This is a genomic window from Paraburkholderia nodosa (genome assembly GCF_001718195.1).
In the GTDB taxonomy this organism is placed as follows: domain Bacteria; phylum Pseudomonadota; class Gammaproteobacteria; order Burkholderiales; family Burkholderiaceae; genus Paraburkholderia; species Paraburkholderia nodosa_A.
This window is the reverse complement of record NZ_MCNV01000012.1, coordinates 174,704-200,463: the sequence shown is the minus strand read 5'-3', so window position 1 is coordinate 200,463 and position 25,760 is coordinate 174,704. Positions and strand designations below refer to the sequence as shown.

Sequence of the window (25,760 nt, the reverse complement as noted above, 5' to 3'; positions counted from 1 at the left end):
CCGTTTCAGGAGCAAGATGCATCATGTTCAAGGCCATCGTCATTGATAAGGAATCCGGATCGTATGAAGCGCGCGTTGCCGAACTCGACGAAGCGCGCCTGCCGGAAGGCGACGTGCTCGTCGATGTCGGCTATAGCACGCTGAACTACAAGGACGGCCTCGCAATCACGGGCAAAGGCCCGGTCGTTCGCAGCTTCCCCATGGTTCCGGGTATCGATTTCGCGGGGACGGTCGCGCAAAGCGCGAACCCTGCCTACGCGGTGGGCGCCGCGGTCGTGCTCAACGGGTGGGGCGTTGGCGAACAACATTGGGGCGGGCTCGCGCAGAAGGCGCGCGTCAAGGGCGACTGGCTCATTCCGCTGCCGGCAGGCTTTACGCCGCGGCAAACGATGGCAGTCGGCACGGCCGGATACACGGCCATGCTCTGCATTCTCGCGCTGGAGCGGTACGGCATCACGCCCGCGCACGGCGACGTGCTCGTCACGGGCGCGAGCGGTGGCGTGGGCAGTTTTGCCATCGCGCTGCTCACGCGCCGAGGCTATCGCGTGGTGGCGTCGACCGGCAGGCTGCAAGAGGCGGAGTATCTGAAGCAACTTGGCGCCGTCGAAGTCATCGACCGCGCCTCGCTATCGGAGCCGGGCCGCCCGCTGCAAAAAGAGCGCTGGGCCGCCGCGATCGATTCGGTTGGCGGCCACACGTTGGCAAATGTCTGCGCGAGCCTGTGCGCCGATGGAGCGGTGGCTGCCTGTGGCCTGGCACAAGGCATGGATCTTCCCGCGACGGTCGCGCCATTCATTCTGCGCGGCGTGAGCCTCCTCGGCATCAATAGCGTCACGCGTCCGTTTGCGCAGCGGCAGCAAGCCTGGCACGCGTTGGGAGAGACGCTCGATCTGAAGCAGCTCGACATGATTACGCGAGAAATCGGCCTGGCCGAGGCCATTGCCGCCGCAAGCGATCTGCTCGCCGGACATGTGCGCGGGCGGCTCGTGGTGGACGTCAACCGGTAACGTGCACAGCCGCGGCGATTCGACGATTCACGATGTCGCCGCGTTCACGAACGATTCGCGAACGCGCGCGGCGTAACGCCGAGAAGCCGCGTCATCCAGTGCGCCATATGGCTCTGATGCGCGAAGCCCGCTTCGAGCGCCACCTGGCTCAGGCTGAGTTTGCCTTCGATGAGCAGCGCCCTCGCGCGTTCGACGCGCCGCCGCACGACGTATTGATGCACCGGCATCCCCAGCGTTTCGCGAAACAGGACCTTGAAATGTGGCACGCTCAGGTCGACGAGTGCCGCGAGTTCGACGAGCGTGAGGCGTCGATCGAGATGGCTCTCGATGTAATCGGTCACGCGCGCCGCTTTGTGTGTCGCAAGCTTGGTTGCGCCCCGGCCTTCTGATGCGCCCGTGCCGCCGAGCAGCCGCACGACCATTGCCGTGGAAATGCTCTCGGCAAATAGCGGATCGCAAGCCGTTCCCGCATCGATCTCGGCCAGCAGCGCGCCAGCCAGCGAATTGATGCGCGGGTCGCGCAACTGCAGATGCGGCCGGATCTCGCACTTACCCCACGGGTTCTCCATCTGCTCCGCAATCGATCGCACGAAGCGGTCGTCGAACCACACGCGCAGAATCATGCAGTCCGCATCATCGGTCCATTCGCCTTCGACCCCGGCAGGCACCACATCCGCGTCGCCGTGCGCCTGGAGCCGCGATTGACGGCGGCCGTCGCAGGCGCATCGCGCACGCACCGGCATGCCGACATGAATGCCTAGGCGGTGGTACGCCATGGCGGGAAAGCGATGCTGCCCCGCACTCACACGCAGCAGTTCGGCGCCACCGCCCTGCCAGCCCAATCCGGCGCTCGAACGCAGGCTGACGCTTGTTCCAGCGTGCCGGTGCGGATCTGCAGTCAGTGCGCTCATGGCAATCCTTTTCGACGCTCAAGCCGTGCGGGAATTCGTGCGATGTTTGCGGCCAGTTTACTGGATTCGGGCCACGCTCGCGCACCGCGCCATGGTGGACGTATTCAATCATCCGTTTCTGTCCAAGGCCATCCGTTCCTGCGCGCCATACGGCGTTCGTCTGCCTACGATGATGCAGACCACGCACACCAGGAGAAAGCGATCATGTTCGTGATTTTTGGAGCAGCGGGAAAAGCCGGGCGCGTCACCGCCGCCGCGTTGCGCCGTGCGGGCAAGCCCGTGCGCGCCGTGGTGCGCCACGCTCGTCAGGGCGAGAGTCTCGCGGCGCTGGGCTGCGAAATCGCACTCGCCGACCTGACAGACGCGCACTCGGTCGCGGCCGCGATCAAGGGCGCACACGCCGTCCAGCTGCTATGTCCCGTTCCATCCGGTGATACGGATCCCGAAGCGACCATGCGCACGACGATCGACGTCGCCACCGATGCCCTGCGCGAAAACCCGCCCGCCACGCTGCTCGCCATTTCCGACTATGGCGCGGAGTTGCCGTTGAATACGGGCATCACGCGGCTCTATCACTACCTGGAAAAGCAGCTGAAACCCATTGCCACGCAATTGGTGTTGCTGCGCTCGGCGGAACATATGCAGAACTGGGCGGCGTTCCTGCCCGGCGCGCTCGCAACCGGTGCGCTGCCGAGCCTCCATCTGCCTTTGGAGCGCCGCTTTCCCACGGTTGCCGCACAGGACGTTGGCGCGGCGAGCGCCGAACTGCTGCTCGAATCGCATCAGTCCGGCACGCCGAGAATCGTGAGCGTTGAAGGACCGCAGAGGGTCAGCGTGAACGACATCGCGACGGCATTGAGCATTGCGAGCGGCCGCACGATCACGCCTCATGCGCTGCCGCGCGAATCGTGGGCACCGATGCTTCTCAAAGCCGGACTCAGCGAGAAGCACGGCCGGCTCATCACCGATCTGTACGACGTTTACAACACCGGCCGCATCGACGTGGAAGCGAGCCGCAGCGAGCGGCGCTTCGGCATGACTGCGTTAAGCGACGTGTTCGGGCCGCTCGTTGCGAAATTCAAGAGCCAATAGCGTGCACGCCGCAGTGACAAAAAAGCCGGGCGCTACGCACGCCCGGCCTTCAGTGCATGACTGCGCGGCGATCAGAACCACTTGCCGAACTGGCCGCCCGGCGCAAGCGACACCCCGCGCAGCACTTCACCGAAGCCCGCGTTGCGCAGCGTCACGAAACGCTCGTTCGCCGCACCCGAAGCCGTGGTGTTGCGCAGCACGTCGCGCACGGCGACGAGGCGATTCGGGTCCGCGCCCTGGTCGCCGTTGCCGCTCACCGTCGAGGTGATCGCCCAGATCGTGACCGTGCCGTCCTGCTCGACGTGGCCCGTGATGTTACGCAGGCCGTCGGTGGCGGGCGACCACGGCAGGCCGGTCGCGCTGTTCGTGCCCACCGGATAACCGGCCACGGTGTACGACGTCCCCAGATTCAGACCGTTCTGGATCGTGTAGGCGAGCTTCCACGACTTCGTTCCGGCGTTGTACACCCACTTCTGCAGGCCTGCACCGGTCTGCTGCGCGGCGTGCGTGTAGAGGTCCGTGCCGCCCGAATAGCCATCGCCCTCGTCGGCCACATAGAGCGTATTGGCGTTGGCGAACCACAGGCCGAACGGATACGAGAGCGTCGTCGCCGTCTTGTTCGGCGTAGCCGGGAAACCCGCGAGCACGCATACGTTGCTCGGCAAGCCGCTGGTCGTCAACGTGGAGGCGTCGTACGCGAGCGGGTTGGACGGCAGTTTCGCGCCCGCCACCGGCACGCCTACGCCGCCCGAAGGGCACGCCTTGCCCGTGGTGTCGACGAAGTACACTGTGTTCACGCCGTTGCCGCCGCTGCCCTTCGTGAAGTACACCACGTTGTTGAAGACGGTGAGCCCGCGGAAGTTGTCGTCCTTGCCGACCTTGTCGGCCTTCGCACCGAGTTGCGTGACCGAAAAGCTCGCGAGCGGCGTGGGCGTGCCCGGCGTTTGCTGCGCCTCATGCTGATGCGTCGCCTCGATGAATTGCGCACCTGCGCCGAGAATCACACCTGCCGGCTGCGGATTCGAACCGTTGCCTGCGTTGCCCACCGTGAAGTAAACGCCATTGCCTTCGCCGTTGTCGTTGCCGTTGTTGAGCAATGCGGCGCGGCCGTTATTGCCGCTGTATGCATTCGTCTCCGTAAAAGAGAAGTGCCCTTCGGCATCGAGCCGCGCGACGGCGCGATAGAACGCCTGACCATCCGGATTCGTCGGATCGATCGCGCCCGGCGTATTCGAGTTCGATACGTCGATCGTATTGACCGGCGCAACGTAGCCCATGAAAGTCAGGTAACGGCCGTCGCGCGAGAGGTTGAGCCCGAGTTCGGACTTGGAGCTGAAGCTCGTTACGAGCTGGTCGTGGCCATGGCCCGGATGCAGACTGTTGGGCACTTCCAGCGTGTGGACGACCTGGCCGCCTGGCGTAATGGTATCGAGGAAAATGCGCGCCGTGATGCCGAAGCTCGGATCGTAGAGCGCGTTGTTCCAGACGGCCGGATACGTGCCGTCAGTGGGCGCGCCGCCCGTGGGGCAGCTCGCCTGCGCGCTATTGCAATTGGGCGGCAGCGTCATGCCCGGGGTGACGTTGCTCGACACATTGTCGTAGACACTGCGGCTCACGACGAGCAGGCCCGAACCGCCGAAAAATGCGTCGGTATCTTGCGCGGAAGCGGATGCGCCTGCACTGGCGCAAACCAGAGCAGCGGCAATAGCAAGTCGGGAAGGACGTGCGGCAAAACAAGGGCCGCGAACTACTGGGCGAAGGGTATTGATGGCCATCTGTAGCGTCTCCGAAAGGAATTACAAGCGTTTTGTCAGGACGAACGCGGGGTCAATCCTGCTTACCGTAGCGAAATTTTGTGAAAGATTCGTTGCAGGCAATGCGGCTTCGTTCACGCGATTTCCTCTGCGGAAATCGAACGGCTCAGCCTGTTTTCCGATGCAGACTAATTTCGTTTGTTATCCTCATCATCTGTTCGTGCGCACGCACGTAACGCTTCGTCATAAAACCGCCGCACGATAGCAGGATTCAATTTGAATCCTGCTTGTCACCATCCTGTAATTGACAGTACGCGGACCAGACAGACTCCGCGACTTCCCAGAAAACATGAATAACGGGAGAGGCTCGTGAGACCATTGCGCCCCCTGATTGCCGCGCTCGTTTGCGGCATTTGCACGTTGTCGGCCAGCGCCGAAGACGTGACCGGATGCGGCAGCACGCTCGCCGCCCCCCTCTACTCCCACTGGGCCACCGCCTACCAGAAATCCGGCGGCGGTAAGGTGATCTACCGCAGCACAGGCTCCACGGACGGCATCAAGGAGATCGTCGCGCACACGGTCGATTTCGCCGGCTCCGACGCCCCGCTCACGAGCGAGCAATTGAGCAAGGACGGATTGCGGCAGTTTCCTACCGCGATCGGCGGCGTGGTGCCGGTGGTGAATCTCCCGGGCATCAAGGCCGGGCAGTTGATGCTGAACGGCGAGGTGTTGGGCCAGATCTTTCTCGGCAAGATCCTGTTCTGGGACGACCCGGCCATCGTGCGGCTCAATCCCAAGATCAAGATGCCCAACACGCCGATCGCAGTCGTGCGGCGTCTCGATGGTTCGGGCACGACGCTGATCTGGACGCACTATCTCTCGCAGGTGAGCCCCGAATGGAAACGCAAGGTCGGCGAAGGCACCGACGTTCACTGGCCCCTGGGGATAGGCGGTAAGGGTAATGAGGGCGTCGCCACGTTCGTGGGCTACCTGCCCGGCGCGATTGGCTATGTCGCCTGGGACTTCACGAAGCAGAATCGTCTGACCTACACGGCGATGACCAACGCGGCGGGCGTGGTCGTGGAGCCGGGCATCGATACATTCAGCGCAGCGGCCGCGAATGCGGACTGGTCAAGCTCGCTCTTTCAGGTGCTGACCAATCAGCCGGGCAAGGACGCATGGCCCGTGATGGGCGCGACCTACGTGCTGTTGCAGGCGACACCGGATCACTCTGCGCGCAACGCTGAAACGCTGAAGTTCTTCGACTGGGCGCTCACGCACGGCGAGCCGACGATCCAGGCACTGGACTATATTCCGCTGCCGGCCGTAGTCGTGACGAAAATCCGCGCGCAATGGCACGACGGCAAGAGCGACGACGTCGCACCGAAGGACGCTAGCGCGCAGTAGCGTCAACAAGCGCGTTGCCTGGGTAGATGAAAAACGTGGGCGAAGTTCTGTGACGGCGTGCGCGAATCAACGCTTGCCTGCTTTGCGCCTGCGGGAATCGGATTTACGGCAGAGGTCCGTCAACACCCAGCGCGCGATGATCTCGGGGCGATTCGTCCCGTACTGCGCGAACTTGATTTCGCTTTCGAAGTAGACAATGACGCTTCCGGCCATGACGCGGTAAGTACCCGCGTAGTTCACGCCATCCAGTTCAACGCTCAAAGGATGGGTGGTTTCGTATTCTGCAAGAGCCAAGGTAAACGCGGAAATGTCTAAATTATGACAATATCGTTTCGCGGCCCCATTGGTCAATTAAATATGCGTTTTGTTTCATATTGACGATTGCCTTCCCGATTTCCGCACATTACGGGAACCTGTCGCGCCTTTTAACGGGGCACGCATTAACGCCGCCTGACTCAGCCTGCCATAGGGGCTTGCCGCGAACCACCGCTCGCCGACGGAAGCGCTCCAGGCATTCACCCAGCGCGTCGCCATCAATTTATCGGGTTCTGCTTCGGCGTTCATCAGCCGCTTCATTGCCAGGCCAAGGCGGTGCATTGCATACCGCTTACGGCGCGCTTCAGCATCTACTCGCGCGTTCATCGTCTCGCCTCTTCCGATTGAGTATTGCGTAGACAAAACCTGGAGACCCGCCTGCACCGATACCTTGCGAAGCCGGAGCATGACTCCCGCCGAACCAGGCGAGAACACTCATTAAGGCACGGAAATAATGGCGGAAACATCAGGGAGAGTATGGACGCAGTCGCCATGAAAGCGCTTTCGCCGGACAACGGGAAAAAGGGCACGCCACCCATGACGATCTGGCTCTCTGCTCACCACTCACCACATTACGCCGACCATATGACACTCGTTAGTAAGCCACGAATTCGAGCCTTTTGTCGAAATACAACCGGTGAATGGCGGCGACCTGGCGACGCGCTGCGAGATGATGGTGGATCGGCAACCCCTTTCCAGAAGGTTCACAACGTATCGATCCATGCGAACAACGACACACGGCGGCCCCCGATTCGCGCTCGGACGCGCACTGAAGCAACCGTTGCTGAATGTCGTGGCCCGGTTGCCCGACAGCGTGCAGCGCGCGATGTTCATTCCGCCGATACGGCGCATCTGCATTCGCGTCCCGGTATTGCGCGCAGTATATTCCGGCTGTCTGCGGCGCCACCCCATCGATCTCCTGTACGGCACGAACACGAGCGGACTGGTCGATTCCAACGCGCTGCAGCGCGACTGCGATCTTGCCGCCCAACTCAGGCCTTACATGGGCTCGCAGCCGACCATCATCCGCCGCGCGCTCGACACCCTGGGCGATATCACCGGTTATACGTTCATGGACATCGGTTGCGGTAAAGGCCGGCCGATGATCGTCGCCTCCGAGTATCCGTTTGCTTTGGCGCTGGGCTACGACATCAGCGCGGACCTCGTGCGAACGGCGAACGCGAACGCGACCGTCGTGGCGCGGCGCTTCCCACAACGGCCGCCCATTCGCGCGCTGCACGCCAATGTCGCCGATCTGCAGGTGCCGTCGGGCAACGTGGTCGTCTTTCTGTTCAATCCATTCGGGCCCGAGCTGATGGCGTCGTTGCTCGAGAAACTCGAAGCGGGCCTTGCGAGCGGCACCATCGAGCATCTTTTCATCGTCTACGATAACCCCGTGTGCGGCGAAGTCTTCGACGGCTCCCGCCAGTTGAAGCGCTGGTTCGCCGGCGTATTTCCGTACGATCGCGACGAAGTCGGCTTCGGACCTGAGGACCACGAGAACGTCGTCGTCTGGCAAAGCGTGCGCGGCGCACGCCCTGACACATTCGCCGACCGCAATCGCCGCATTACGACTAAAGACCGCCTCAGCACTTCCATTGAAGGCTGAATCACAAGCACCACGAATTCATTCAGGAGACGCAAGTGCCGACCTCCGTCGTGGCGATATACGAGTCGTCGCCGGCTGCTTCCTTCCGGTACGCGTTGCGCACGTGCGAGACCGTCGATGCGTTTCGTGCATTCGAGCCCCAATGGCGTGCGCTTATATCCGGAACCGAGGCGCACTCGCCATTCATCAGCTTTGCCTACTGCGAGACAGCCGTCGCGGCGGCACTGAAGAGCGGCGCAAAGGTCGAAGTCGCGACGGTGCACGACGCGCGTGACCTTCTGGCGCTATGGCCCGTTGTCATTACGCGCGAAGGCGCGTGGCGAACGGCCCGGGCGCTGGGCTGCGGATGCGGCGAGGAATACGGCGGCCCGCTGATCGCCGACACCCGGCGCGCGGAACTTTACGATGCGGCAGTCCGGGCCGTTTTGCGGATTCACGCCGACGTGCTCCACATTCCGATGCTCGAAAACGGCAGCGCGCTGCAACATGCGCTCGACGCCGCGCCGCAGTCCTGGGTGCAGCGTGCGCTGCCGCAGCGCTGGCGCGTGATGCCCGGCTATTCGATCAACCTGCGCGCCGCGCCCACATGGAACGATTTCCTCGCCACGCGGCACTCGACGCTGCGCGCCGCGCTGCGTTCGAGTGCGAAGCGGCTACGGCGCGAAGGCGAGGTCAGTTTTGGATGGTGCTGCAACGCCGAGGACACCGAGCGCGTATTGAGGTGGCTATTCGCCAACAAGCGCCAATGGGCGCTCAAGCGTGGAATTGAGTCGCCCTATTTGATGGACGACCGCGTACGCGATTTCTTCATCGAGCTTGCCAGGCGAACCGATCTGACCACCCTGCCGCTCGTCGCCTACGTGCAGGTCGATGGGCAGCCGGTGGCGGCATCCGTCAATCTCGTTGGCGCGCGCAGCGTCGAGTATTTGATCACCACTTATGACGAGGCGTTCAGCGTGTTTTCGGTGGGAAACCTGCTGATCGAATCCATCGCGCAATGGGCCCAGGCCCATGGCCGCGATTTCGACTTTCGGCCGCTGCACGGCGACTACAAGGTGCGTTGGGCGGATCGCGAAACAAAGCACGAATCGCGCATCGTCGTGCTCAACGCACGCGGGCGGCTCATCGAGCTGGCGTTGTCGTGGGCCCAGGCGAGGCGCGTCTATCGAAAACTCACGACCCTTGTGATGGCGCGCCTGAGATGAGTAGCGTGCAATGCATAGGCGCCGCTCACGGCCTCACCGCACCGCCCTCCCCGTGTGTTTCGCCTTGCGGCGAATCGTCGAGCTTTTCCAGCGCCGGGTTGTGAGGGAGGACGAGCGCCGCGCCCGCGCCCACGAGCCCGGCTCCCGCAAGACATAGCAGGCCTGCGCCGAAGCCGCCCGTGCTGTCCTTGATCCAGCCCATTGCGTAGGGGCCGAAAAAGCCCGCCAGATTGCCGAGCGAATTGACGGCGGCAATGCCGCCGGCCGCGGCCGCGCCTGAAAGGAACGCGGCCGGCAGTGTCCAGATCACTGGCAGGCAGCCGAAAATACCGAAGCCCGCAATCGAAAGCGCGAGCATCTTGAGCACCGGATTATCGAGTCCCGCGGCAGCCGCAATACCGGCGGCCGCGACGGCCAGCGCAAATGCGACGTGACGCTTGCGTTCCAGCCGACGGTCGGAATGCCGACCCCACAGCACCATAGAAACGACGCCCACCGCGTAGGGCAGCGCAGTAACGAAGCCCGTCTGCACGTTCGAGAGCCCGAACGCCTTGACGATCTGCGGCAGAAAAAAGCTCAGGCCGTAATTGGTTGCATTCGCACCGAAATAGATCAGCGCCACCGCCAGCACGCGCGGATTGATCAGCGCCTCCAGCACGCTGAACGAGCGCACCTTCTCCCGATGACGGCGCTCCTGCGCCTGGCGATCGACGAGCCAGCGGCGCTCGTCGTCGGCTAGCCAGCCGGCGTCGGCGGGTTTGTCGGTCAGATAGAACAGCACGGCCACGGAGAGCACGACCGCAGGAATTGCCTCGATCAGATAGACCCACTGCCAGCCCGCCAGCCCGCCTCTACCGTCCAGCGAAAGCAGCGATCCGGATATCGGGCCGCCAATCACCGTCGACAACGGAATGGCCGCCATGAAATAGCCCACCACGCGCGCGCGGTATTTGGCGGGAAACCACAGCGTAAGCAGAAAGATGATGCCGGGGAAGAAACCCGCCTCGGCGATACCGAGCAAGATACGCAGTCCATAGAATACGTGCGCGTTCGACATGCCGGTGAAGCGGGCCAGGTCCGGAATGAACGCCATCGCGCCCGCGATGATGCCCCACGTGAACATGATGCGCGCGATCCAGCGCCTTGCGCCGAAACGTTCGAGCAGCAGGTTCGACGGCACCTCGAAGAAGAAATAGGCAATGAAGAAGATCCCTGCGCCAAAGCCGAACGCGCTCGCGGAAAGATCGAGTGCCTTGTTCATCTGCAATGCAGCAAAACCGACGTTGACCCGATCGAGATACGCCACGAAATAGCAAAGGATCAGGAACGGCACGAGCCTTGCCATTACGCGCGCCATGGTGCGGTTTTCAAGCTCCATTTCTGTCTCCTTCGAGGCCGGCTCCGCTGCGCGGTGCGCCAATCACGGGCCGGACCGTTCGTCCGTTTGGAATCGTTAAAGACTAGTCGCTCGCAACGCGATACGAAAGGGTGGTTCACATGGTGGGACATCGACCGCAAACGGCATGACAGCGGAATTAAAGCCTCGGACACGAGAGCACTTGCAGCGGCTGTGTCGCGACCCCGGGCTGGGCGCTACCGGTCGGTGTGCCCTGCGGAGGCGTCGAAACGAGGCGCACGCTGTCTGGACCGGCGTTGGCTAGTGCGTACTTCTCTTCGCTGCCTTGGGGTTGCCAGTACGCGCGAAATACGGGTCCATCGCTGAAGACGAGCAGCGTGCCATGCGTGGCCTGTCCCTCCGACACGAAATCGACCGGTTCGCCGCTGCGCAGTGCGAAGCCGCCGGCGGCGTTTGTTCCTACTAGCTTGCCGCACGGCGGCGCGGCGTCAGGCGTGGGCGTGAGGGTAGGATCTGCGCCATGTGCGGGCTGCGTCGTGAGCAACGCCACGCCGAGACATGACGACAACGCGAGCATAAAAGTCGTTTTCACGCGCAACCTCGTGAACTCGTCATCGATCTTGCGAAGCTCGCAAATCGCATTCCCGCGCGAGAAGGAAACGAATGGCCCCAGCACCTTAAAAGTCGCCGGAGTCCTTGCCGAGCGTGTTGATATCGATCTCGAGGGCGCGGCAGACGTCGCGCACGAATTCATCCATGGCAGCCGTGCATTCAGGACTTCCCGCCGGGAAGTCCTCGGGATTCTTCTTGCCTTGCGCACGGCGGATGGCGCGAATGCTTGCCTCGAGCGCGCGCGCCTCTGCCCAGATGGGAGGTTTGTCGGGATAGTCGGGATGTTTGCGCGCCATGGACGGTATTTCGGCAACGGCTACGCGAACTTTAGGCCGGCCCACCAAGCGAACGGCGGCACGTTCATATAGTTGAGGAGGCCAAACGTTTGCGCCGAAATCATTGCATTGCGATTGACCGCCCTGGTGCGGGGAGGACCGGTTTAAGGGCACGTTGAAAGCCCCGAAGAATGAGGCGCGCGTCGACGATGAAAAGCCCGCGCGTTGCCTCCAGAAATAACGCGAGCGGTCGTAAACGGGGGTATTACATTTCGTTCCCGGCGGTTGCAACGGGACCGCTCCGACTCGCAAGACCATGTTCAACGTTCTGGCCCAGTATTGGGGAACGATTCGGCGCACTTTCCTCGCCGGAAACAGCTCGGCCCTGAAGCTGGCGCAGTTGCGCGTGATGATCTATCAGCTTCCCATGATGTATGGGCTGCTTGTCGTCAACACGTGGGGCATGGTGCTGCCCCACGAGAACGTGATTCCCGCCTGGCAGGGCGTAATCTGTCCGCTCGTGCTCACAGCATTGTGTTTCGTACGCGTGCTCTCGTGGTTGCGGCTCTCGAGGCTCCATGTGAGTGCGGAAGACGCGGCTACGATCCTGCGCAATTCCGGCAGGCTCGCCTGGGTCTTCTCTATCTCGTTCACGGCATGGTCGCTGTCCCTGCTGCCTCATGGCGGCGCGGCATTCAAGCTTCATGTCGCGTTTTACATGGCCATCACGGTCATCGGCGTCATCTTCTGCCTGATGAACGTCATCAAGGCGGCGTTCACCGTCACCGCCATTGTCAACGGCGCGCTCGTCGTCACGTTCCTGAGTTCGGGAAACGGCGTATTCCAGGCGATCGCGATCGATACGTCGCTGGTTTCGCTGGCGATGCTGATCGTCGCCTTCACACAATTCAAGAACTTCTCGGATCTCGTTGCCACACAAGCCGAAAACAAACGGCTCGCGAATATCGACAGCCTCACGAATCTCCCTAACCGGCGGGCCTTTTTCACCTCGCTCGACAAGCATTTCGATGCCGCCATGGCATCGGGCGGGCGGCTCGCGGTGGGCCTCGTCGATCTCGATGGCTTCAAGTCCGTCAACGATATTCACGGCCACTCGCTGGGCGACCACGTGCTGGCCGATGTCGCGTCGCGTCTCGCCAACGCGGCGCGCGGCACGATCACGCTTGCGAGGCTGGGCGGCGACGAATTCGGCATCATCGTCACGGACGACTGCACGGACGCTGGCCTCTCGCAACTCGGCCGTACCATCTGCGATGTTTTCCAATGTCCCATACTGGTCGGCGAGATTTCGGTTCGCCTCGGAGCGACGATCGGCTTCTCCACCTATCCGCACATTTCACGCAACAAGGCGGATTTGTTCGAAACAGCCGACTACGCGCTTTACGAAGGCAAGCACCGCTCGCGCGGCTCGGTGACGATCTTTTCGGAGACGCACCGCAACGCCATCATTCGCGAGTCGCAGATTGCCCAGGCGCTACGCTCCCCCGATCTCGCCGGCGAACTCGACCTTGCGTTCCAGCCGATCTACTCGCTCGAACGCCGGCGCACCGTCGGTTTCGAAGCCCTGGCGCGCTGGCGAAGCGCGTTGCTCGGCACGGTCCCGCCCGGTGAATTCATTCCTGCCGCGGAGCGCAACGGCGTCATCAACGGCTTGACCCTCGCGCTGTTTACCCAGGCCCTGGCCTGCGCGAAGCAATGGCCGGCGCATATTCGCTTGTCCTTTAATCTTTCCGCGCATGATTTCGCCAGTGAGTCCGCGGTGAAAGAGTTGGCCCGGTGCATCGCCGGCAGCGGCATCGACCCGGCCCGGCTCGACTTCGAGATCACCGAAACCGCGATGGCCAAGGACTTCGACCAGGTCCAGAAAGCGGCCAAGGTCCTGCGCGCGCTGGGCTGCGGTTTGTCAGTCGACGATTTCGGCACCGGTTATTCGAGCCTCTCGTACCTGTGCAAACTTCCACTCACGCGCCTGAAGATCGACAGGATGTTCGTGAGCGGTCTCAAGGAGCGCACGACGGCGTTCACAGTGGTTCGCACGCTGCTCAATCTCAGCCGGCAGATGTCGCTCGACTGCATTGTGGAAGGGGTGGAAACGGCGGCCGAACTGCAAACGGTCGCAGCGCTCGGGGCAACGCTCATTCAGGGCTACTATTGTTCGCGCCCGATGGAGGCTTCGGCCGTGGCGGGTTTTCTGGAGCGCGAAAGCGAGGGCGAAACCCTGGCTCGCCTGGCGGGAGCATGACGAGTAGTCCGCATACCAGAACGACTGCTGAACTGTTTATACGGCTGCGCGCGGCTTACGATGTGCCGAACAATCACGGAGCCCATCATGAAGCGCTTTCATACGGGGTTCCGGTCAAGTCGTGATGCGTGCGCATCGCTCAGCCGGCTAACGCGCCCAGGCAACGGCTGCACGAACGCGCCTGGCCCAGTCGCAGACGCCCGGCGCTCACGGTCACCTCATTGCCGCAATCGCACCGGCAAACCCACTTGCCATCGCCGGCATAGCGATCCGTCGTCAGCTGGCCGAACACCTCGCCGCCTTTGAGCGCAGGCGAGCCCGGCCGGGACCGCCACACGCGGCGTTGCTCGCCGCAGCCGCAATCCCTCGTCTGGCCGCCCTCCACCGCATCCAGCGCGGCCGTGACGTGGGCGCCGCAGCGGCACCGCCAGAGCCACATGCCCGCGCCGCGATATTGAAGCGCGACGAGATCGCCGAAGGCGCGGCCGGACACGTCGCGATACGGCGGAAACGGCCATTCGGGCGGCAAGGGGGGACGGATACGCTGGTTCACGACAGGTAAATGGGATTCGGCGTCCTGGTCTCAAGGGTGTCCGGCCGTTTTCGATGTGCGGGCGTGCGGCCCGGCAAAGAGGGGCGGATCATCCCGCGCGGCCGGCGAGTCACCGCCTCGTTACGGGTTATGTGTGTATTTTGGCATCTCACGTCACGAATGATAAATCGTGAACGTCCTGGCAGCAGGAGCGGACGCCATTTGACCCGCTCAGACATCGCAAGTCATTCCTTAACATCCTGTTCGCACGATGCACTGCGGGCCAGCAAACGGACGCCCACCGACTCTCTGCGCAGCCTGCGGCGCTCCAGCGCGTTGCGCAACTGACCCAGGATCAGCGTGCCGGCAATCAGCGCGAGATAGAGCGTGACGATAACGTGACGTGCACCGTTGAGGGCGGCCTGATGGACGACGAGCGCGGCGTCGACAGGCGGAAGCAGGTGGCCCGCCCCCTCGACGGCTCGCATCATGTGGATGAAGCCCGCTGCCGAAAGCAGCGGCAACAGGACGAAGAGGATCAGCAGCGTGAGCCGCATGCGACGCGCCCACGCACGGTGGCGCAACCGGAACCACAGCCCGAGGCATCCGTGTATCCAACCAGGCGCTAGCAACGCGAGTTGCAGCCCCTGCGTGCCGCTCGTGAGCAGTACGACGATGACGCGCTCGTAGTTCGGTTCGAAACCATAGAGCGAAGAAGCAAGCCGGGTCGTCACCGCATGCCGGATCAGCAGGAGCGGCAGGCTGAGCCCCGCCCACAGGCGGATCCATTCCGCAGGCGGAAGCGCCCAGTGGCGCCGCCCATATATCGTGTGCAGCGCCAGCGCGAAATGCACCGACGCGGCGCCATACAGCGCGATCGTGCCGGGCGCGCTGCGCCAAAGCCGCAGCGCGAGTACGAGACCGTGTCCGGCAAGCTCGATCGACCAGATGCCGAGCGCGTGATTGACCAAATGCAGAAAGAGATACGTCAGCATCACGAGGCCCGACGTGAGTTGAAGCCGGCGCAGCAAGAATTGAACGTTGATCCTCGCTTCGCTGGCGCGGCGACGGGTCACGTCGACGATGTCCATATTGGTTTCCGCCATTTCGTGTGCCACGCCTGCCATACCGCGAACCCACGCCGGTTATTCCCGTGCTCGACTCGCAAAAAAAAAACCGGGAATAAAACAGCGGCGCTCGCGGTATTGCACGTGAAGCCCGCCCTGGAGGCGCTCCGAATTGCGCCGGCGGTCGACTTTCTGAACCCCGTCGAGAGGACATCATGTCGTCAGATCTTCCTTCCCAACCGTCACGTCGCAACGCCCTGAAATGCCTCGCCTTCGGTGGCGCCGGCACCGTGTTCGTTCTGGCCGGAGGCGTCCTCACGCCCATGGAACTGGCACTGGCGGCGAGCAGCAAAGAAAACGCCGGCGTTCCGCTCTTTTTGCAGATCAGCGACTCGCATATTGGCTTCAACAAGGAAGCCAATCCCGACGTCGCGGGCACGCTCAAACAGACCATCGACTATGTCAACGCGATGCCCGTCAAACCCGCCCTGGCGATTCACACGGGCGATATCACCCATCTCTCCAAACCTGAGGAATTCGATCTGGCGGCGCAACTCCTTTCCGGTCTCGACATTACGGAGTTGCACACCACGCCTGGCGAACACGATGTGACAGATGGACCGCAAGGCGAATACTTCAAGCGCTTCGGCAAGGCGTCGGACAACCGGGGGTATTACAGCTTCGACCACAATGGCGTGCACTTCATCGCGCTCGTCAACGTAATGCATTTCAAGCCGAACGGGCTGGGCAACCTGGGCGAGGACCAACTTGCTTGGCTGGAAAACGATCTGAAGGGCCGCACGTCGAGCACGCCGATCGTCGTGTTTACGCACATGCCGATGTGGACGATCTACGAACCATGGGGCTGGGGTACCGGCGATGCGGGCCAAGCCATGGACTACCTAAAGCGCTTCGGCTCGGTGACCGTGCTCAATGGCCACATACATCAGATCGTTTCCAAGGTGGAGGGCAATATCACGTTCCACACGGCGCGCTCGACCGCCTATCCGCAGCCGACGGCCGGCGACGGACCCGGCCCCGGGCCGCTCAAGGTGGCAAGCGATCAGCTGCCGAAAATGCTTGGCGTCACCAGTATCCGGATCACGCGCCACCCTCTCGCGGCGACGCTTTCCGACACGTCCCTCGCCTGACCTCGCGTCTCGCTCACTGAACAAGGATTCGAGCCATGCTCTCCATTCACTATCGTCGCGCGTTCGCCCTCTTCTACGGGATCGGGATGCTCATGGCCGGGGCCTCCCTTGGCGTGCCTGCCGCCCAGGCGCAGGAGCCCAATGAGATCGACATCAAGAATTTCATGTTTTCGCCGATGGCTCTCACCGTGAAAGCGGGCACCACGGTGACCTGGAAAAATATGGACGGCGAACCGCATACGGTCGTCAACGATGCAGGCGTCTTTCACTCCGCCGCGCTCGACCAGAACGATACCTATCAGTTCAAGTTCGACAAGCCGGGGGTGTACAAGGTGTTCTGCGGGATTCACCCGTATATGAAGGCGACCATTACGGTGCAGTAGAGACCGATGCCGATGCGTCGTCGCGCTTGTTCCAACTCGCTTGCGCGACGCGACGACGCTGGTTCGCAGTTCAAGGATTCGGCAGCAGGGTCGGCGAAATCTGCGCTGCGTTGCTGATGAAGACATTCGTCGCATCGTCCTGCAGCAAATAGCCTTGCTTGACGAGTGCGTTTGCCGCGGCCGCAACCGCCGCTTGGTAGCGTGAGCGGCTGCCGCCATAGAGCGCGTTCAGGGTGGCCCGGCTATCGACGCCGCCTGTCTGCGCGGACGCGTTCACCGCGAACGGAATCGCCGCGCCGTTGGAGATGCAGCCTTCGCCAATCGCGTGGCCGGCACCGCGATAGTTCCACCCGGTGTAGGTTGCAAGCGGTACGCTCACATCCGGCACGAGTACGCCCGTGGTTTCGTTGCCGTTGGCGTCGACCTTGGGGACGAGAATCGTGTAGGGCTGCGCAGTGCTCACGACCGGCACGGCCTTGCTGTAGTCGGTCACGAAGACCTGATTGTATTCGCCGTTGAACGTGAGACTGAGCGCTGTCGGCGTCGCGGCGGGTCCGCTCGGCACGGTCACGCTCTCGAGATCAGGGAAGCCCGTCGCGGCTTGCGTCGGCGCGACCAGATTGCCCGATGCCACGGTCGGATATTGCGAAGCGGGCGGCTCGGTACCCTTGCCGGCCCATGCGACCAGCGCGGGAATCAATGCGCGCTCGACGGGCGTTTCCTCCACGGGCGAGCCCGGCAACTGACACAGACTGCCTGTCGCCGGCACCGTGAAGTTGCCCGTGGTCACGCCGCTGCCGCCGCCGTGCTGCGTGCCCGGCACAAGGTAGTAACGCACATTCGGCGGCAAGTGGATGTCGTTGCCCCGTCCATCGGTGACGACCAGCGACGCGGCCCCGCCCCACCATTCGAATGCGCCGTCGAGTTGCATGATCTTCGGACACGTACCGGAGGCCTCGCAACGCTTCAGCAGGCCATCGGTCGCGCCGCTGACCGGATCGGTCGTAACCGCGTACGTGAAGGGGAACTGGAACCCCGGCATGAAGTGGTCTTCATGCTGTTTCGACCACCGTCCCGGCTGTGCGAACGCGGCGTTGGTCCACGTGCGGCGTGCAGCGGAAATGATCGGAAACAGTCCGTCGAAAACGATCCTTCCGTGCTTGTCCTCGTTGAATCCCTGATAGAGAAAGTCCTTGATGAAGCGGCCCGACTGCGAAATGCCTTCCCCGATCGCGACGTCGAAGTTCGTATCCCGGGAGCACTTCGACGCTGCACATGCCGCATCCTTCAGATCGTTGAGCGGATTCTGGACGCCCCGCGCATCGGCCCTGTCGTAGCGCAGCCAGGAGACGAGATCGCGCAGCGCCGCAAAGCCGATGCCGTCGATGGTCGGCGCCGCGGCCTTGTAGACGAAGCTGTAAATCGTCCCCGCATCGGGCGTGACGGTCCTGCCGTTGGGACCCGGCACCGACGCGGGCGGCGTGAACTTGACCGAGTAATTCCCTTCATAGACATTGTTCGGCGTGCTGATATAGCTCCACGCCGTCACCTTGGTCGAAGGCGCCGTATAGGTTTGCACGCCGCCCGGAATGCTGCCGTAGGCCGATAGCCACGATTGCCGCGCGGTGAAGGTCACGCTGCCCGTATCGTTGAGATCGGCGGGCGGGTACGTGAGCGGAATCGTCGTCGGGTCGCCTCCCGCATAGTCGGGAATGAACTCCTCGCGCGATAGCGCAGTCATCGGCGAACCGTCCTTGTTGGTGGCCACGGGGAATCTCGTGCCGACCAGACCCGTGCCGGCCAGCGTACTCGTCCCGTTGAGCGGAATGTCGCCTTGCCAGCCGCTCCAGAGAATCGTATAGCCGTGGCGCAGCAACGAAGGAAATGTGGACGGCGGGGGTGCCCCGGTATCGAGCGCACCTGCGCCAATGAACGACCCGTCGGCGAGCTTGTTGCCGCGATTCACGACGTCGTAGAAGAGCACGCGCGTGGCGTTCGCCGCGCTTTGCGGACGCAGGATCACGACATCGGTCCAATAGTCGACGTAACCATCGACGCCGACCGGCGCGTTCCTGATGTTGACAATACCGGCATTGAGCGGAGAGCGCGGATCGAGGGCGCCGTGCACGACGGCGGTGATGACCTCGTATGGCCCAGCCGCGCCGGCAGGCGTCGCACCGCCAAACGCCGGTTCGGCAGCAATAATCTGAAAACTCTTGATGAAGCCCGCGCCCCGCTGGCCAGGTTGCGGGCCGTGCGGATCGCTGTGGGCGATTCCGCCGACGAACATGCCACTCGCACCGACAATCAGTAGCATTCCTATATTTCCAGTCTTCATCGTAGAATCTCCTAACCGTGGCGAACATGGCGGAAGCGGAGTCTCGCGCCGTGTCCCTTGAAGAACGGCGAACCCGAGAGAGGCAAGGTTTTCACGCGAATGGTCCAGCATCGCGCATGCATGCTGGACCGACACGCGTGAACAGGCGTGGCGGAAGTCGAATGCTTACGATTGGCCGAAATCGTTTGATATATCTTGCGCGGCCTTGTGTATTTATAACTCGCGCAAACACGATTCCAACTGTCGTTTACGCGTACGCTGGAGGTGCTCGCGCAGGCATCACAGGTCAGCGCTTCGCGATATCGTCGCCGTGCGAGTCCTTATAGACGACCTCGACGTCGACGGTGCGGCCGTCGTCGCCGAACTCGCGCGCCTGCCTGCGCAGCGAGCGGATCTTCCACCAGAGATAGCCGACGACAATCGCGCCCACGCCGAACAGCACGGCAAGCAGCACCAGCGACAGCATCGCTGCCACCACCAGCACGATTGTGCTCACGACGACGGCGGCCAGCCGGCCGAACCATCCGTACTCGCCGATCCGGATCCCTTTCTGATACGTCGCGCGCTGCGGCGACGGTTTGTCGTTGTCCATTCCACTTCTCCTGGCCGCCGTCCTGCTGAACCGCCCGCGCGAGCGTGGACTTTGCCTGGACAGCGGACCATCAATGATGCCGACGCATCCCGCGATACGCGTGGCGCATATCCCGGATCGCACATCGTGCAGATGCACATGAAGCGTTCCGAAACATCTCTGCCCCCCGCACGCCGGTCGTCGTCGTTCGGTTAACTGAAAACTTACCCATCGCCCGCTCGCGCCTGTGTCTATTCTAAAGAAGTCAGGCAAGCCGAATCGAGTCGTTTCCAGTCACTGTCGAATGGGGCAACCTATCATGGCTGACACGAGCTACATGGCGCGCAAGTCCGTCGCCGACATAGTGGGAAGCGCCGAAGCCGAAGGCGGCCGCGCGCTGTCGAAGACCCTGGGGGCGCCAAGCATCACGGCGATGGGCATCGGCGCCATTATCGGCGCGGGCATTTTTGTCCTCACCGGCACGGCGGCGGCACAATTTGCCGGACCGGGCATCATCCTGTCCTTCGTGCTGGGTGGCGTTGCGTGTGCGTTCGTCGGTCTCTGCTACTCCGAACTGGCCGCCATGCTCCCCGTATGCGGCAGCACCTACACGTATACGTATGCGACGCTCGGCGAAGTGTTTGCGTGGATCATCGGCTGGGACCTGATTCTCGAGTACGCCATGGGTGCCGCGACGGTCGCCGTCGGCTGGTCAGGTTATATCGTCAGCCTGTTGCGCAACGTCGGAATCAGCATCCCGCCTACGCTTGCTGCCGCACCCGGCACGACGGTCCAGTTGCCTGACGGCTCGACTGTCGCCGGCATCATCAATCTCCCCGCCGTGCTGATCATCGCGATTCTCACGACGATGCTGGTGCTCGGCACGCGCGAGTCGGCACGCATCAACAACGTAATGGTCGCAGTCAAGCTGACGGTCGTGGCGGCCTTCATCGCCATCGGCGCGTTCTTCGTGCATCCCGCCAACTGGCATCCATTCGTTCCGCCCAACACCGGCGCGTTCGGCAGCTTCGGAGCCAGCGGCATTCTGCGTGGCTCCGCCGTCGTGTTCTTTGCGTTCATCGGTTTCGATGCGGTATCGACCGCCGCTCAGGAGGCGAAACGGCCACAGCGCGACATGCCGATCGGGATCCTCGGTTCGCTGGTCATCTGCACCTTACTCTATATCCTCGTGGCTGCCGTGCTCACCGGACTCGTTCCATACGCACAACTGAACGTGCCAGACCCGATCGCCAAAGGCGTCGACGTCATTGGTTTCACCTGGTTCTCCATACTGATCAAGATCGGCGCGCTCACCGGGCTGACCACCGTGATACTCGTGCTGCTCTACGGGCAAAGCCGGATCTTCTTCACGATGTCGGAGGACAGACTGCTTCCCCATCTGTTCTCCACCGTCCATCCACGCCTGCACACGCCGCATCGAAGCCAGATGATGATCGGCACGGTCGTCGCCATCGTGGCGGCCCTCACGCCGATCGGCGTACTAGGCGAGATGGTCAGCATCGGCACGCTGTTCGCGTTCGTGCTCGTGTGTGGCGCAGTCATGTACCTGAGGCGCAGCGACTCTGACGCGAGCCGTCCATTCCGCGCGCCCGGCGTGCCGATTGTCCCCATTCTCGGCATCGCGTTTTGCGTGTTGCTGATGGTGGGACTGCCGCTCATCACCTGGGTACGGTTGATCGTCTGGCTGCTGATCGGCATGCTGATCTATATGTCTTATGGCCGGCATCATTCGCGACTACGCCATCCGGAGCGTGAATGACGGAACCGGTGGCTACCATGAACGCTCAGCGCGCGTATTTCGTTCGCACGGCACGGGCTGCAATGTACGCGGCTTCGCTAGCAACGCTTGCCGCCTGCGGAGGAAACGCATGCATTGGCCTCGATGGCTGCGGCGGCACAAGCGTGACGCCGAATGTCACCATCTCCGGCACGGCCGCGACCGGCACAGCGATCGCCAGCGCAACGGTCAACCTCAGTTGCGCTCAGGGCTCGGGGTCCACCCTGTCCGATGGCGGTGGACACTACGCAATCACGTTCAATGCCACGCCTGCCTGCATCTTCAGCGTAAGCTCCGGCAGCGTGAGTCTGCATTCGGTCGCGTTTGCCGGGGGCACCTTCAATACGACGCCGGAGACCGAGTTGATGCTCGTCTACCTCGCTTCACAACTCGGCACGAGCGAGAGTGGTTTGATCGCGGGATTCCCGACCAACTCACAGTACCAGCAGGTACTGGGTAACGCGTCCGACGTGCAGGCTGCACAATCCGCAGTCGTCACAAATCTGCAGCAGCGCTATGCTGTCACGCTGACGGTACCGGCATTTCTCACGACATCCTTTACGGTTGGCCAGGCAGGTGTCGATAGCGATCTAGTCACGCTGGCGGCAGCAGGCGCGATAGACGCGAACGGCATGCCAGATCCGGCCGCCATCTCGCTGCTGTCGGCGGCGGGCGCCGCGCATCCGCTCACCGCGACGTCCACCCCCTCTTCCGGCACCGGCGGTACTGGCAGCGGCAGCGCAACGATGTGATGTGGACCTGGCGATGTCTGAACGGCGCCGGACCGCTGCGCCCAAAGGCGGTTAGAACCGCGTGCGAATGCCCACCGTTACCGCGACCTGATTCACCGTTGACGATGCGCCGCCTGCGGTGTTGATGAACGCGACGTACTGGTGACCCGATACGTGCTGGTACATCGCCTCGGCGTAGACGCTACGGCAGCGCGGGAAATCAAGCGACTGATCGAACAACAACACGACAACTGTCGTGTCGTGCGGGGCTTCGCCAGTGGAACGCTTCTGCTGCGCTCATTTCTGCGGCATCTGCTTCTTGAGACACCGATGCGGACGCGATAACGTCGTCCTTTCTCTGTCCGCCGTATCACGGCATTTCCGCACTCACCATGTATCGCTATAACGAATTCGACAAGGCCTTCGTGGCGAGCCGCGCGGCGCAGTTCCGCGATCAGATCGAGCGTTGGCAGCAAGGCAGCCTGAGCGAGGATGCGTTTCGCCCGCTGCGTCTGCAAAACGGCTGGTATGTGCAGCGGCACGCACCCATGCTGCGCGTAGCTGTCCCGTACGGCGAACTGTCGAGCGCACAGCTTCGCGTGCTCGCTCGCGTGGCCCGCGAGTACGACGAACCTGAGGCCGAGGTATACCGCAGCGCGCTCGATACGCAACGCAAGCTCGGTACGAGGCGCCTGCCCACGCATCACGCCCACCTCACGACACGCACCAACGTTCAGTTTAACTGGATACCGCTTTCGAAAGCGGCGGACGTGATGGACCTGCTTGCGACGGTCGACATGCACGGCATCCAGACGAGCGGCAACTGCATCCGCAATATCTCGTGCGACGAGCGCGCGGGTGTCGCTCCCGACGAGATCGCGGACCCGCGCCCGTTCGCCGAAATCATGCGGCAGTGGACCACGCTGCATCCTGAGTTCGCCTTCCTGCCGCGCAAGTTCAAGATTGCGATCACCGGCGCGACGGAAGACCGTGCGGCGACGGGCTGGCATGACGTCGGCCTGCGCCTCGTGCGCGACGAACAGGGTGAACTGGGCTTTCGTGTGACCGTGGGCGGAGGCATGGGTCGAACGCCGATGATCGGCACGCTGATGCGTGAGTTCCTGCCGTGGCGGCACATCATGAACTACATCGAGGCCGTGGTACGTGTGTACAACCAGTACGGCCGCCGCGACAACAAATACAAGGCGCGCATCAAGATCCTCGTGAAGGCCGAGGGCCAGCGCTTCGTGGACGAAGTCGAGGAAGAGTTCCGGCAGATCGTCGACATCGACGGCGGTCCGCACACGATCGAGCAGGCCGAGTTCGAGCGGGTTCGCCGTTGCTTTATCGAACCGCCGAAGCTCGATACGGCACGTGTCGTCGATACGCATGCCCCCGCCATGCTCGAGGCTGCAGCCACGAGCACGCCACAGCTGCAGCGCTGGCTCGAGCGCAACGTCGCGCCGCACAGGGACCCGTCGCTGCGCATCGTCACGCTCTCGTTCAAGCGCGTGCTGCAGGCGCCCGGCGATGCGTCAGCCGACCAGCTCGAACGCGTGGCGGATCTCGTCGATCGCTTCTCCGCGGGCGAGGCGCGTGTCACGCACACGCAGAACGTCGTTTTACCGTGGGTTCACGCCGACGATCTGCTCACCCTGTGGCAAGCGGCGAACGCGGCCGGCCTCGCGAGCGCGAACGTGCACCTGCTCACCGACATGATCGCCTGCCCCGGCGGCGATTTTTGCGCACTCGCCAACGCGCGGTCGCTGCCGGTCGCGCAGAGCATCATGGAACGTTACCAGGACCTCGACGAACTGAACGACATCGGCGAGATCGACCTGCATATCAGCGGCTGCATCAACTCGTGCGGCCACCACCATAGCGGCCACATCGGCATACTCGGCGTCGACAAGGACGGCGCGGAGTGGTACCAGGTGACGCTCGGCGGCTCGGACGGGTCGGCACGCAGCGGCGATGCGCGTCCAGGCAAGGTGATCGGCCCGTCTTTCTCTGCGCAGGAAGTGCCAGAGGTCATCGAAGCCTTGATCGGCGCTTACGTCGCGCTGCGCGAGCCGCACGGCGAATGCAACGAGACATTCATCGAGACGGTGCGCCGCGTGGGACTCGATCCGTTCAAGGCGGCCGCCGATGGGATTCGAGCCACGACGGAGGGCACGGCATGAAAACCGCCTCACGCATACGTCTTCTGGACGCTGAGGCTCATGCCGGCGATGTTTCGGCATCCACCTTGATCCTCCCGAACGATGCCGATCCGCTTGCCTACGCCATCGAAATTGCAGCTGCGTCGCGCGTGGAGCTTCAATTCCCGTCGTTCACCGATGGGCGCGCCTATAGCCAGGCCTACCTGATCCGGCGACGGCTCCGCTTCGAAGGCGACCTGCGCGCGACGGGCGAAGTGCTCGTCGATCAGTTGCTCCAGATGGAGCGCATGGGGTTTTCGAGCGCCGTGTTGAGCGCTGACGTGTCCATGGCGGATGCCCTTCGCCAGCTCGAACGCTTCCCCGCGTTTTATCAGGGTGATGCCCTGCGCGAGGCGCCGTGGCGCGGGAGCGCGTTGGAGTGACCGCCTAACCTCTTACTGCATTCGCGCGCGTGGCCGTTCTAACCGGTCACCGTTTTGTTGCATCACTGGTCCGTCCCGGCCGGTTATGACGCCCGGGTCAGGGCAGCGAATACCGGCTGATTCATGACGCTCTGACGCTCCAGCATTCTTGCGTACCAGGCTTGAAGCGCATCACACTCCACAGGCACCGGTAGCTTCACAAGTTTGGCAAAGACCAAACCGCCGATGACGGTGATGTCGGCCATCGAGAAAGCCTCGCCGGCGACATAGGGTTGGCTTTTCAGAACGGCATCAAAGTAGCGCATACCCCTCAACGCCTTATCGCGTTGACGGAACCCCCACTCCGGGTTTTGATACGTCTCGACGTCGGGGCCCAGTCCCGGCGTGCCGTGATGGAAATAGACGCTGACGGCGTCGAGCAGCTCCAGCTCGGCGCGCTTGCTCATCATGTGGATCACGCCCTTTTCGCGCGGTGTGCTGCCGGTGAGCGTAGGCGCGCCATCGAGCGCGTCGAGGTATTCGGTAATGGCGGTGCACTCGGCGATACAGGTTCCGTCATCGAGTTCGAGCACCGGCAGCGTCCCCGAATAGTTCTTGGCCGCGATGAAGCCGGGCTTTTTGTGCTCCCCCTTGTAAAGGTCGACCATCACGAACTCGACGCATGATTGCAGCTGCTTTTCAGCCAGCGCGATGCGGACGCGTGTCGGATACGGCCCTGTCGGGAAGTCGTAAATCTTCATCACTGGCACCTGGGTTGCTTCGAAATTGACGGTACTGGAAGTCATTGCCGGTTCGCTC

At 62.8% G+C, this 25,760-nt stretch carries 24 protein-coding genes and 1 pseudogene; 12 read left to right on the top strand and 13 right to left on the bottom strand.

Features of this window, described 5'->3' with window-relative positions; genetic code table 11:
* Window positions 1-23 precede the first annotated feature (23 nt).
* A complete protein-coding gene (acuI, locus tag BFD71_RS21610; protein ID WP_069266341.1) occupies window positions 24-1,007 on the top strand; it encodes an acrylyl-CoA reductase (NADPH) in 984 nt (327 codons plus the stop codon).
* A gap of 44 nt (window positions 1,008-1,051) precedes the next feature.
* Here the strand turns inward: acuI and BFD71_RS21605 are convergent, their stop codons facing one another.
* Window positions 1,052-1,918 carry a helix-turn-helix domain-containing protein gene (locus BFD71_RS21605; RefSeq protein WP_069266340.1) on the bottom strand — a complete coding sequence of 289 codons (867 nt, stop codon included), beginning with the start codon at window positions 1,916-1,918 and terminating at the stop codon, window positions 1,052-1,054.
* Window positions 1,919-2,122: 204 nt separating this feature from the next.
* Between BFD71_RS21605 and BFD71_RS21600 the strand changes: the two genes are divergently transcribed.
* A complete protein-coding gene (locus BFD71_RS21600; RefSeq protein ID WP_069266339.1) occupies window positions 2,123-3,010 on the top strand; it encodes an NmrA family NAD(P)-binding protein in 888 nt (295 codons plus the stop codon).
* Window positions 3,011-3,081: 71 nt separating this feature from the next.
* Here BFD71_RS21600 and BFD71_RS21595 read toward each other — a convergent pair whose 3' ends face one another.
* On the bottom strand, window positions 3,082-4,626 hold the full coding sequence (locus BFD71_RS21595) for a hypothetical protein (RefSeq protein WP_256094846.1): 1,545 nt from the start codon (window positions 4,624-4,626) through the stop codon (window positions 3,082-3,084).
* 528 nt (window positions 4,627-5,154) lie between these two features.
* Here BFD71_RS21595 and pstS point away from each other — a divergent pair.
* Entirely contained in the window at window positions 5,155-6,171 is a 1,017-nt protein-coding gene (gene pstS, locus BFD71_RS21590; protein WP_083245385.1) for a phosphate ABC transporter substrate-binding protein PstS, read from the top strand.
* Window positions 6,172-6,237: 66 nt separating this feature from the next.
* On the opposite strand, the gene BFD71_RS21585 is transcribed toward pstS, so the two are convergent.
* Window positions 6,238-6,522 (bottom strand): hypothetical protein, encoded by a 285-nt coding sequence (locus tag BFD71_RS21585; protein ID WP_141710756.1) that lies wholly within the window; start codon window positions 6,520-6,522, stop codon window positions 6,238-6,240.
* An 18-nt stretch (window positions 6,523-6,540) separates the two neighbouring features.
* Window positions 6,541-6,813, bottom strand: a complete 273-nt coding sequence (locus BFD71_RS40675; protein WP_141710755.1) for a hypothetical protein — start codon at window positions 6,811-6,813, stop codon at window positions 6,541-6,543.
* Between the two features lie 394 nt (window positions 6,814-7,207).
* Between BFD71_RS40675 and BFD71_RS21580 the strand changes: the two genes are divergently transcribed.
* Both BFD71_RS21580 and BFD71_RS21575 read left to right on the top strand, forming a co-directional pair.
* Window positions 7,208-8,095 (top strand): class I SAM-dependent methyltransferase, encoded by an 888-nt coding sequence (locus tag BFD71_RS21580; protein ID WP_141710754.1) that lies wholly within the window; start codon window positions 7,208-7,210, stop codon window positions 8,093-8,095.
* A 35-nt stretch (window positions 8,096-8,130) separates the two neighbouring features.
* Window positions 8,131-9,300 (top strand): GNAT family N-acetyltransferase, encoded by a 1,170-nt coding sequence (locus BFD71_RS21575; protein WP_069266334.1) that lies wholly within the window; start codon window positions 8,131-8,133, stop codon window positions 9,298-9,300.
* Between the two features lie 25 nt (window positions 9,301-9,325).
* Here the strand turns inward: BFD71_RS21575 and BFD71_RS21570 are convergent, their stop codons facing one another.
* The 3 genes from BFD71_RS21570 to BFD71_RS21560 form a co-directional block, all read right to left on the bottom strand.
* Window positions 9,326-10,678, bottom strand: a complete 1,353-nt coding sequence (locus BFD71_RS21570; RefSeq protein ID WP_069266333.1) for an MFS transporter — start codon at window positions 10,676-10,678, stop codon at window positions 9,326-9,328.
* A 157-nt stretch (window positions 10,679-10,835) separates the two neighbouring features.
* The gene (locus BFD71_RS21565) at window positions 10,836-11,249 is read right to left on the bottom strand and encodes a hypothetical protein (RefSeq protein WP_256094845.1); all 414 of its coding nucleotides are present in this window, start codon (window positions 11,247-11,249) and stop codon (window positions 10,836-10,838) included.
* 85 nt (window positions 11,250-11,334) lie between these two features.
* Window positions 11,335-11,565: a hypothetical protein gene (locus BFD71_RS21560; RefSeq protein WP_069266332.1), complete on the bottom strand. Its 231-nt coding sequence runs from the start codon at window positions 11,563-11,565 to the stop codon at window positions 11,335-11,337.
* Window positions 11,566-11,860: 295 nt separating this feature from the next.
* On the opposite strand from BFD71_RS21560, the gene BFD71_RS21555 reads away from it, so the two are divergent.
* Window positions 11,861-13,807: a putative bifunctional diguanylate cyclase/phosphodiesterase gene (locus BFD71_RS21555; protein WP_069266331.1), complete on the top strand. Its 1,947-nt coding sequence runs from the start codon at window positions 11,861-11,863 to the stop codon at window positions 13,805-13,807.
* A 139-nt stretch (window positions 13,808-13,946) separates the two neighbouring features.
* Here BFD71_RS21555 and BFD71_RS21550 read toward each other — a convergent pair whose 3' ends face one another.
* Both BFD71_RS21550 and BFD71_RS21545 read right to left on the bottom strand, forming a co-directional pair.
* Window positions 13,947-14,360, bottom strand: a complete 414-nt coding sequence (locus BFD71_RS21550; RefSeq protein WP_141710753.1) for a hypothetical protein — start codon at window positions 14,358-14,360, stop codon at window positions 13,947-13,949.
* Between the two features lie 224 nt (window positions 14,361-14,584).
* Window positions 14,585-15,334 carry a hypothetical protein gene (locus BFD71_RS21545; RefSeq protein WP_141710759.1) on the bottom strand — a complete coding sequence of 250 codons (750 nt, stop codon included), beginning with the start codon at window positions 15,332-15,334 and terminating at the stop codon, window positions 14,585-14,587.
* A gap of 287 nt (window positions 15,335-15,621) precedes the next feature.
* On the opposite strand from BFD71_RS21545, the gene BFD71_RS21540 reads away from it, so the two are divergent.
* Window positions 15,622-16,557, top strand: coding sequence for a metallophosphoesterase family protein (locus BFD71_RS21540; protein ID WP_069266329.1), 936 nt, complete (start codon window positions 15,622-15,624; stop codon window positions 16,555-16,557).
* 86 nt (window positions 16,558-16,643) lie between these two features.
* Window positions 16,644-16,940, top strand: a complete 297-nt coding sequence (locus BFD71_RS21535) for a cupredoxin domain-containing protein (RefSeq protein ID WP_069266367.1) — start codon at window positions 16,644-16,646, stop codon at window positions 16,938-16,940.
* A gap of 70 nt (window positions 16,941-17,010) precedes the next feature.
* On the opposite strand, the gene BFD71_RS21530 is transcribed toward BFD71_RS21535, so the two are convergent.
* Both BFD71_RS21530 and BFD71_RS21525 read right to left on the bottom strand, forming a co-directional pair.
* Window positions 17,011-19,257, bottom strand: coding sequence for an alpha/beta hydrolase domain-containing protein (locus BFD71_RS21530; protein ID WP_256094844.1), 2,247 nt, complete (start codon window positions 19,255-19,257; stop codon window positions 17,011-17,013).
* Window positions 19,258-19,564: 307 nt separating this feature from the next.
* Window positions 19,565-19,870 (bottom strand): hypothetical protein, encoded by a 306-nt coding sequence (locus tag BFD71_RS21525; RefSeq protein ID WP_069266327.1) that lies wholly within the window; start codon window positions 19,868-19,870, stop codon window positions 19,565-19,567.
* Window positions 19,871-20,168: 298 nt separating this feature from the next.
* Between BFD71_RS21525 and BFD71_RS21520 the strand changes: the two genes are divergently transcribed.
* Together BFD71_RS21520 and BFD71_RS21515 are read left to right on the top strand one after the other, a co-directional pair.
* Window positions 20,169-21,629: an amino acid permease gene (locus BFD71_RS21520; RefSeq protein ID WP_069266326.1), complete on the top strand. Its 1,461-nt coding sequence runs from the start codon at window positions 20,169-20,171 to the stop codon at window positions 21,627-21,629.
* Window positions 21,630-21,646: 17 nt separating this feature from the next.
* The gene (locus BFD71_RS21515) at window positions 21,647-22,399 is read left to right on the top strand and encodes a hypothetical protein (RefSeq protein ID WP_069266366.1); all 753 of its coding nucleotides are present in this window, start codon (window positions 21,647-21,649) and stop codon (window positions 22,397-22,399) included.
* A 51-nt stretch (window positions 22,400-22,450) separates the two neighbouring features.
* On the opposite strand, the pseudogene BFD71_RS40670 reads toward BFD71_RS21515, so the two are convergent.
* Window positions 22,451-22,591: pseudogene (locus tag BFD71_RS40670) on the bottom strand (porin); the annotation flags it as partial.
* Window positions 22,592-22,770: 179 nt separating this feature from the next.
* Between BFD71_RS40670 and BFD71_RS21510 the strand changes: the two are divergent.
* Together BFD71_RS21510 and BFD71_RS21505 are read left to right on the top strand one after the other, a co-directional pair.
* On the top strand, window positions 22,771-24,561 hold the full coding sequence (locus tag BFD71_RS21510; RefSeq protein ID WP_069266325.1) for a nitrite/sulfite reductase: 1,791 nt from the start codon (window positions 22,771-22,773) through the stop codon (window positions 24,559-24,561).
* Window positions 24,558-24,962 carry a DUF934 domain-containing protein gene (locus tag BFD71_RS21505; protein ID WP_069266324.1) on the top strand — a complete coding sequence of 135 codons (405 nt, stop codon included), beginning with the start codon at window positions 24,558-24,560 and terminating at the stop codon, window positions 24,960-24,962. Before BFD71_RS21510 ends, BFD71_RS21505 begins: the two co-directional genes overlap by 4 nt.
* An 83-nt stretch (window positions 24,963-25,045) precedes the next feature.
* Here BFD71_RS21505 and BFD71_RS21500 read toward each other — a convergent pair whose 3' ends face one another.
* Window positions 25,046-25,747, bottom strand: a complete 702-nt coding sequence (locus tag BFD71_RS21500; protein ID WP_069266323.1) for a glutathione S-transferase — start codon at window positions 25,745-25,747, stop codon at window positions 25,046-25,048.
* Window positions 25,748-25,760: the final 13 nt, after the last annotated feature.

Excerpts from the sequence above, each read along its gene's own strand:
- acuI (WP_069266341.1), top strand. The coding sequence starts at position 24 with ATGTTCAAGGCCATCGTCATTGATAAGGAATCCGGATCGTATGAAGCG.
- BFD71_RS21605 (WP_069266340.1), bottom strand. The coding sequence starts at position 1,918 with ATGAGCGCACTGACTGCAGATCCGCACCGGCACGCTGGAACAAGCGTC.
- BFD71_RS21600 (WP_069266339.1), top strand. The coding sequence starts at position 2,123 with ATGTTCGTGATTTTTGGAGCAGCGGGAAAAGCCGGGCGCGTCACCGCC.
- BFD71_RS40675 (WP_141710755.1), bottom strand. The coding sequence starts at position 6,813 with ATGAACGCGCGAGTAGATGCTGAAGCGCGCCGTAAGCGGTATGCAATG.
- BFD71_RS21580 (WP_141710754.1), top strand. The coding sequence starts at position 7,208 with ATGCGAACAACGACACACGGCGGCCCCCGATTCGCGCTCGGACGCGCA.
- BFD71_RS21570 (WP_069266333.1), bottom strand. The coding sequence starts at position 10,678 with ATGGAGCTTGAAAACCGCACCATGGCGCGCGTAATGGCAAGGCTCGTG.
- BFD71_RS21560 (WP_069266332.1), bottom strand. The coding sequence starts at position 11,565 with ATGGCGCGCAAACATCCCGACTATCCCGACAAACCTCCCATCTGGGCA.
- BFD71_RS21555 (WP_069266331.1), top strand. The coding sequence starts at position 11,861 with ATGTTCAACGTTCTGGCCCAGTATTGGGGAACGATTCGGCGCACTTTC.
- BFD71_RS21545 (WP_141710759.1), bottom strand. The coding sequence starts at position 15,334 with ATGCTGACGTATCTCTTTCTGCATTTGGTCAATCACGCGCTCGGCATC.
- BFD71_RS21540 (WP_069266329.1), top strand. The coding sequence starts at position 15,622 with ATGTCGTCAGATCTTCCTTCCCAACCGTCACGTCGCAACGCCCTGAAA.
- BFD71_RS21535 (WP_069266367.1), top strand. The coding sequence starts at position 16,644 with ATGCTCATGGCCGGGGCCTCCCTTGGCGTGCCTGCCGCCCAGGCGCAG.
- BFD71_RS21530 (WP_256094844.1), bottom strand. The coding sequence starts at position 19,257 with ATGCTACTGATTGTCGGTGCGAGTGGCATGTTCGTCGGCGGAATCGCC.
- BFD71_RS21525 (WP_069266327.1), bottom strand. The coding sequence starts at position 19,870 with ATGGACAACGACAAACCGTCGCCGCAGCGCGCGACGTATCAGAAAGGG.
- BFD71_RS21520 (WP_069266326.1), top strand. The coding sequence starts at position 20,169 with ATGGCTGACACGAGCTACATGGCGCGCAAGTCCGTCGCCGACATAGTG.
- BFD71_RS21515 (WP_069266366.1), top strand. The coding sequence starts at position 21,647 with ATGAACGCTCAGCGCGCGTATTTCGTTCGCACGGCACGGGCTGCAATG.
- BFD71_RS21510 (WP_069266325.1), top strand. The coding sequence starts at position 22,771 with ATGTATCGCTATAACGAATTCGACAAGGCCTTCGTGGCGAGCCGCGCG.
- BFD71_RS21505 (WP_069266324.1), top strand. The coding sequence starts at position 24,558 with ATGAAAACCGCCTCACGCATACGTCTTCTGGACGCTGAGGCTCATGCC.
- BFD71_RS21500 (WP_069266323.1), bottom strand. The coding sequence starts at position 25,747 with ATGACTTCCAGTACCGTCAATTTCGAAGCAACCCAGGTGCCAGTGATG.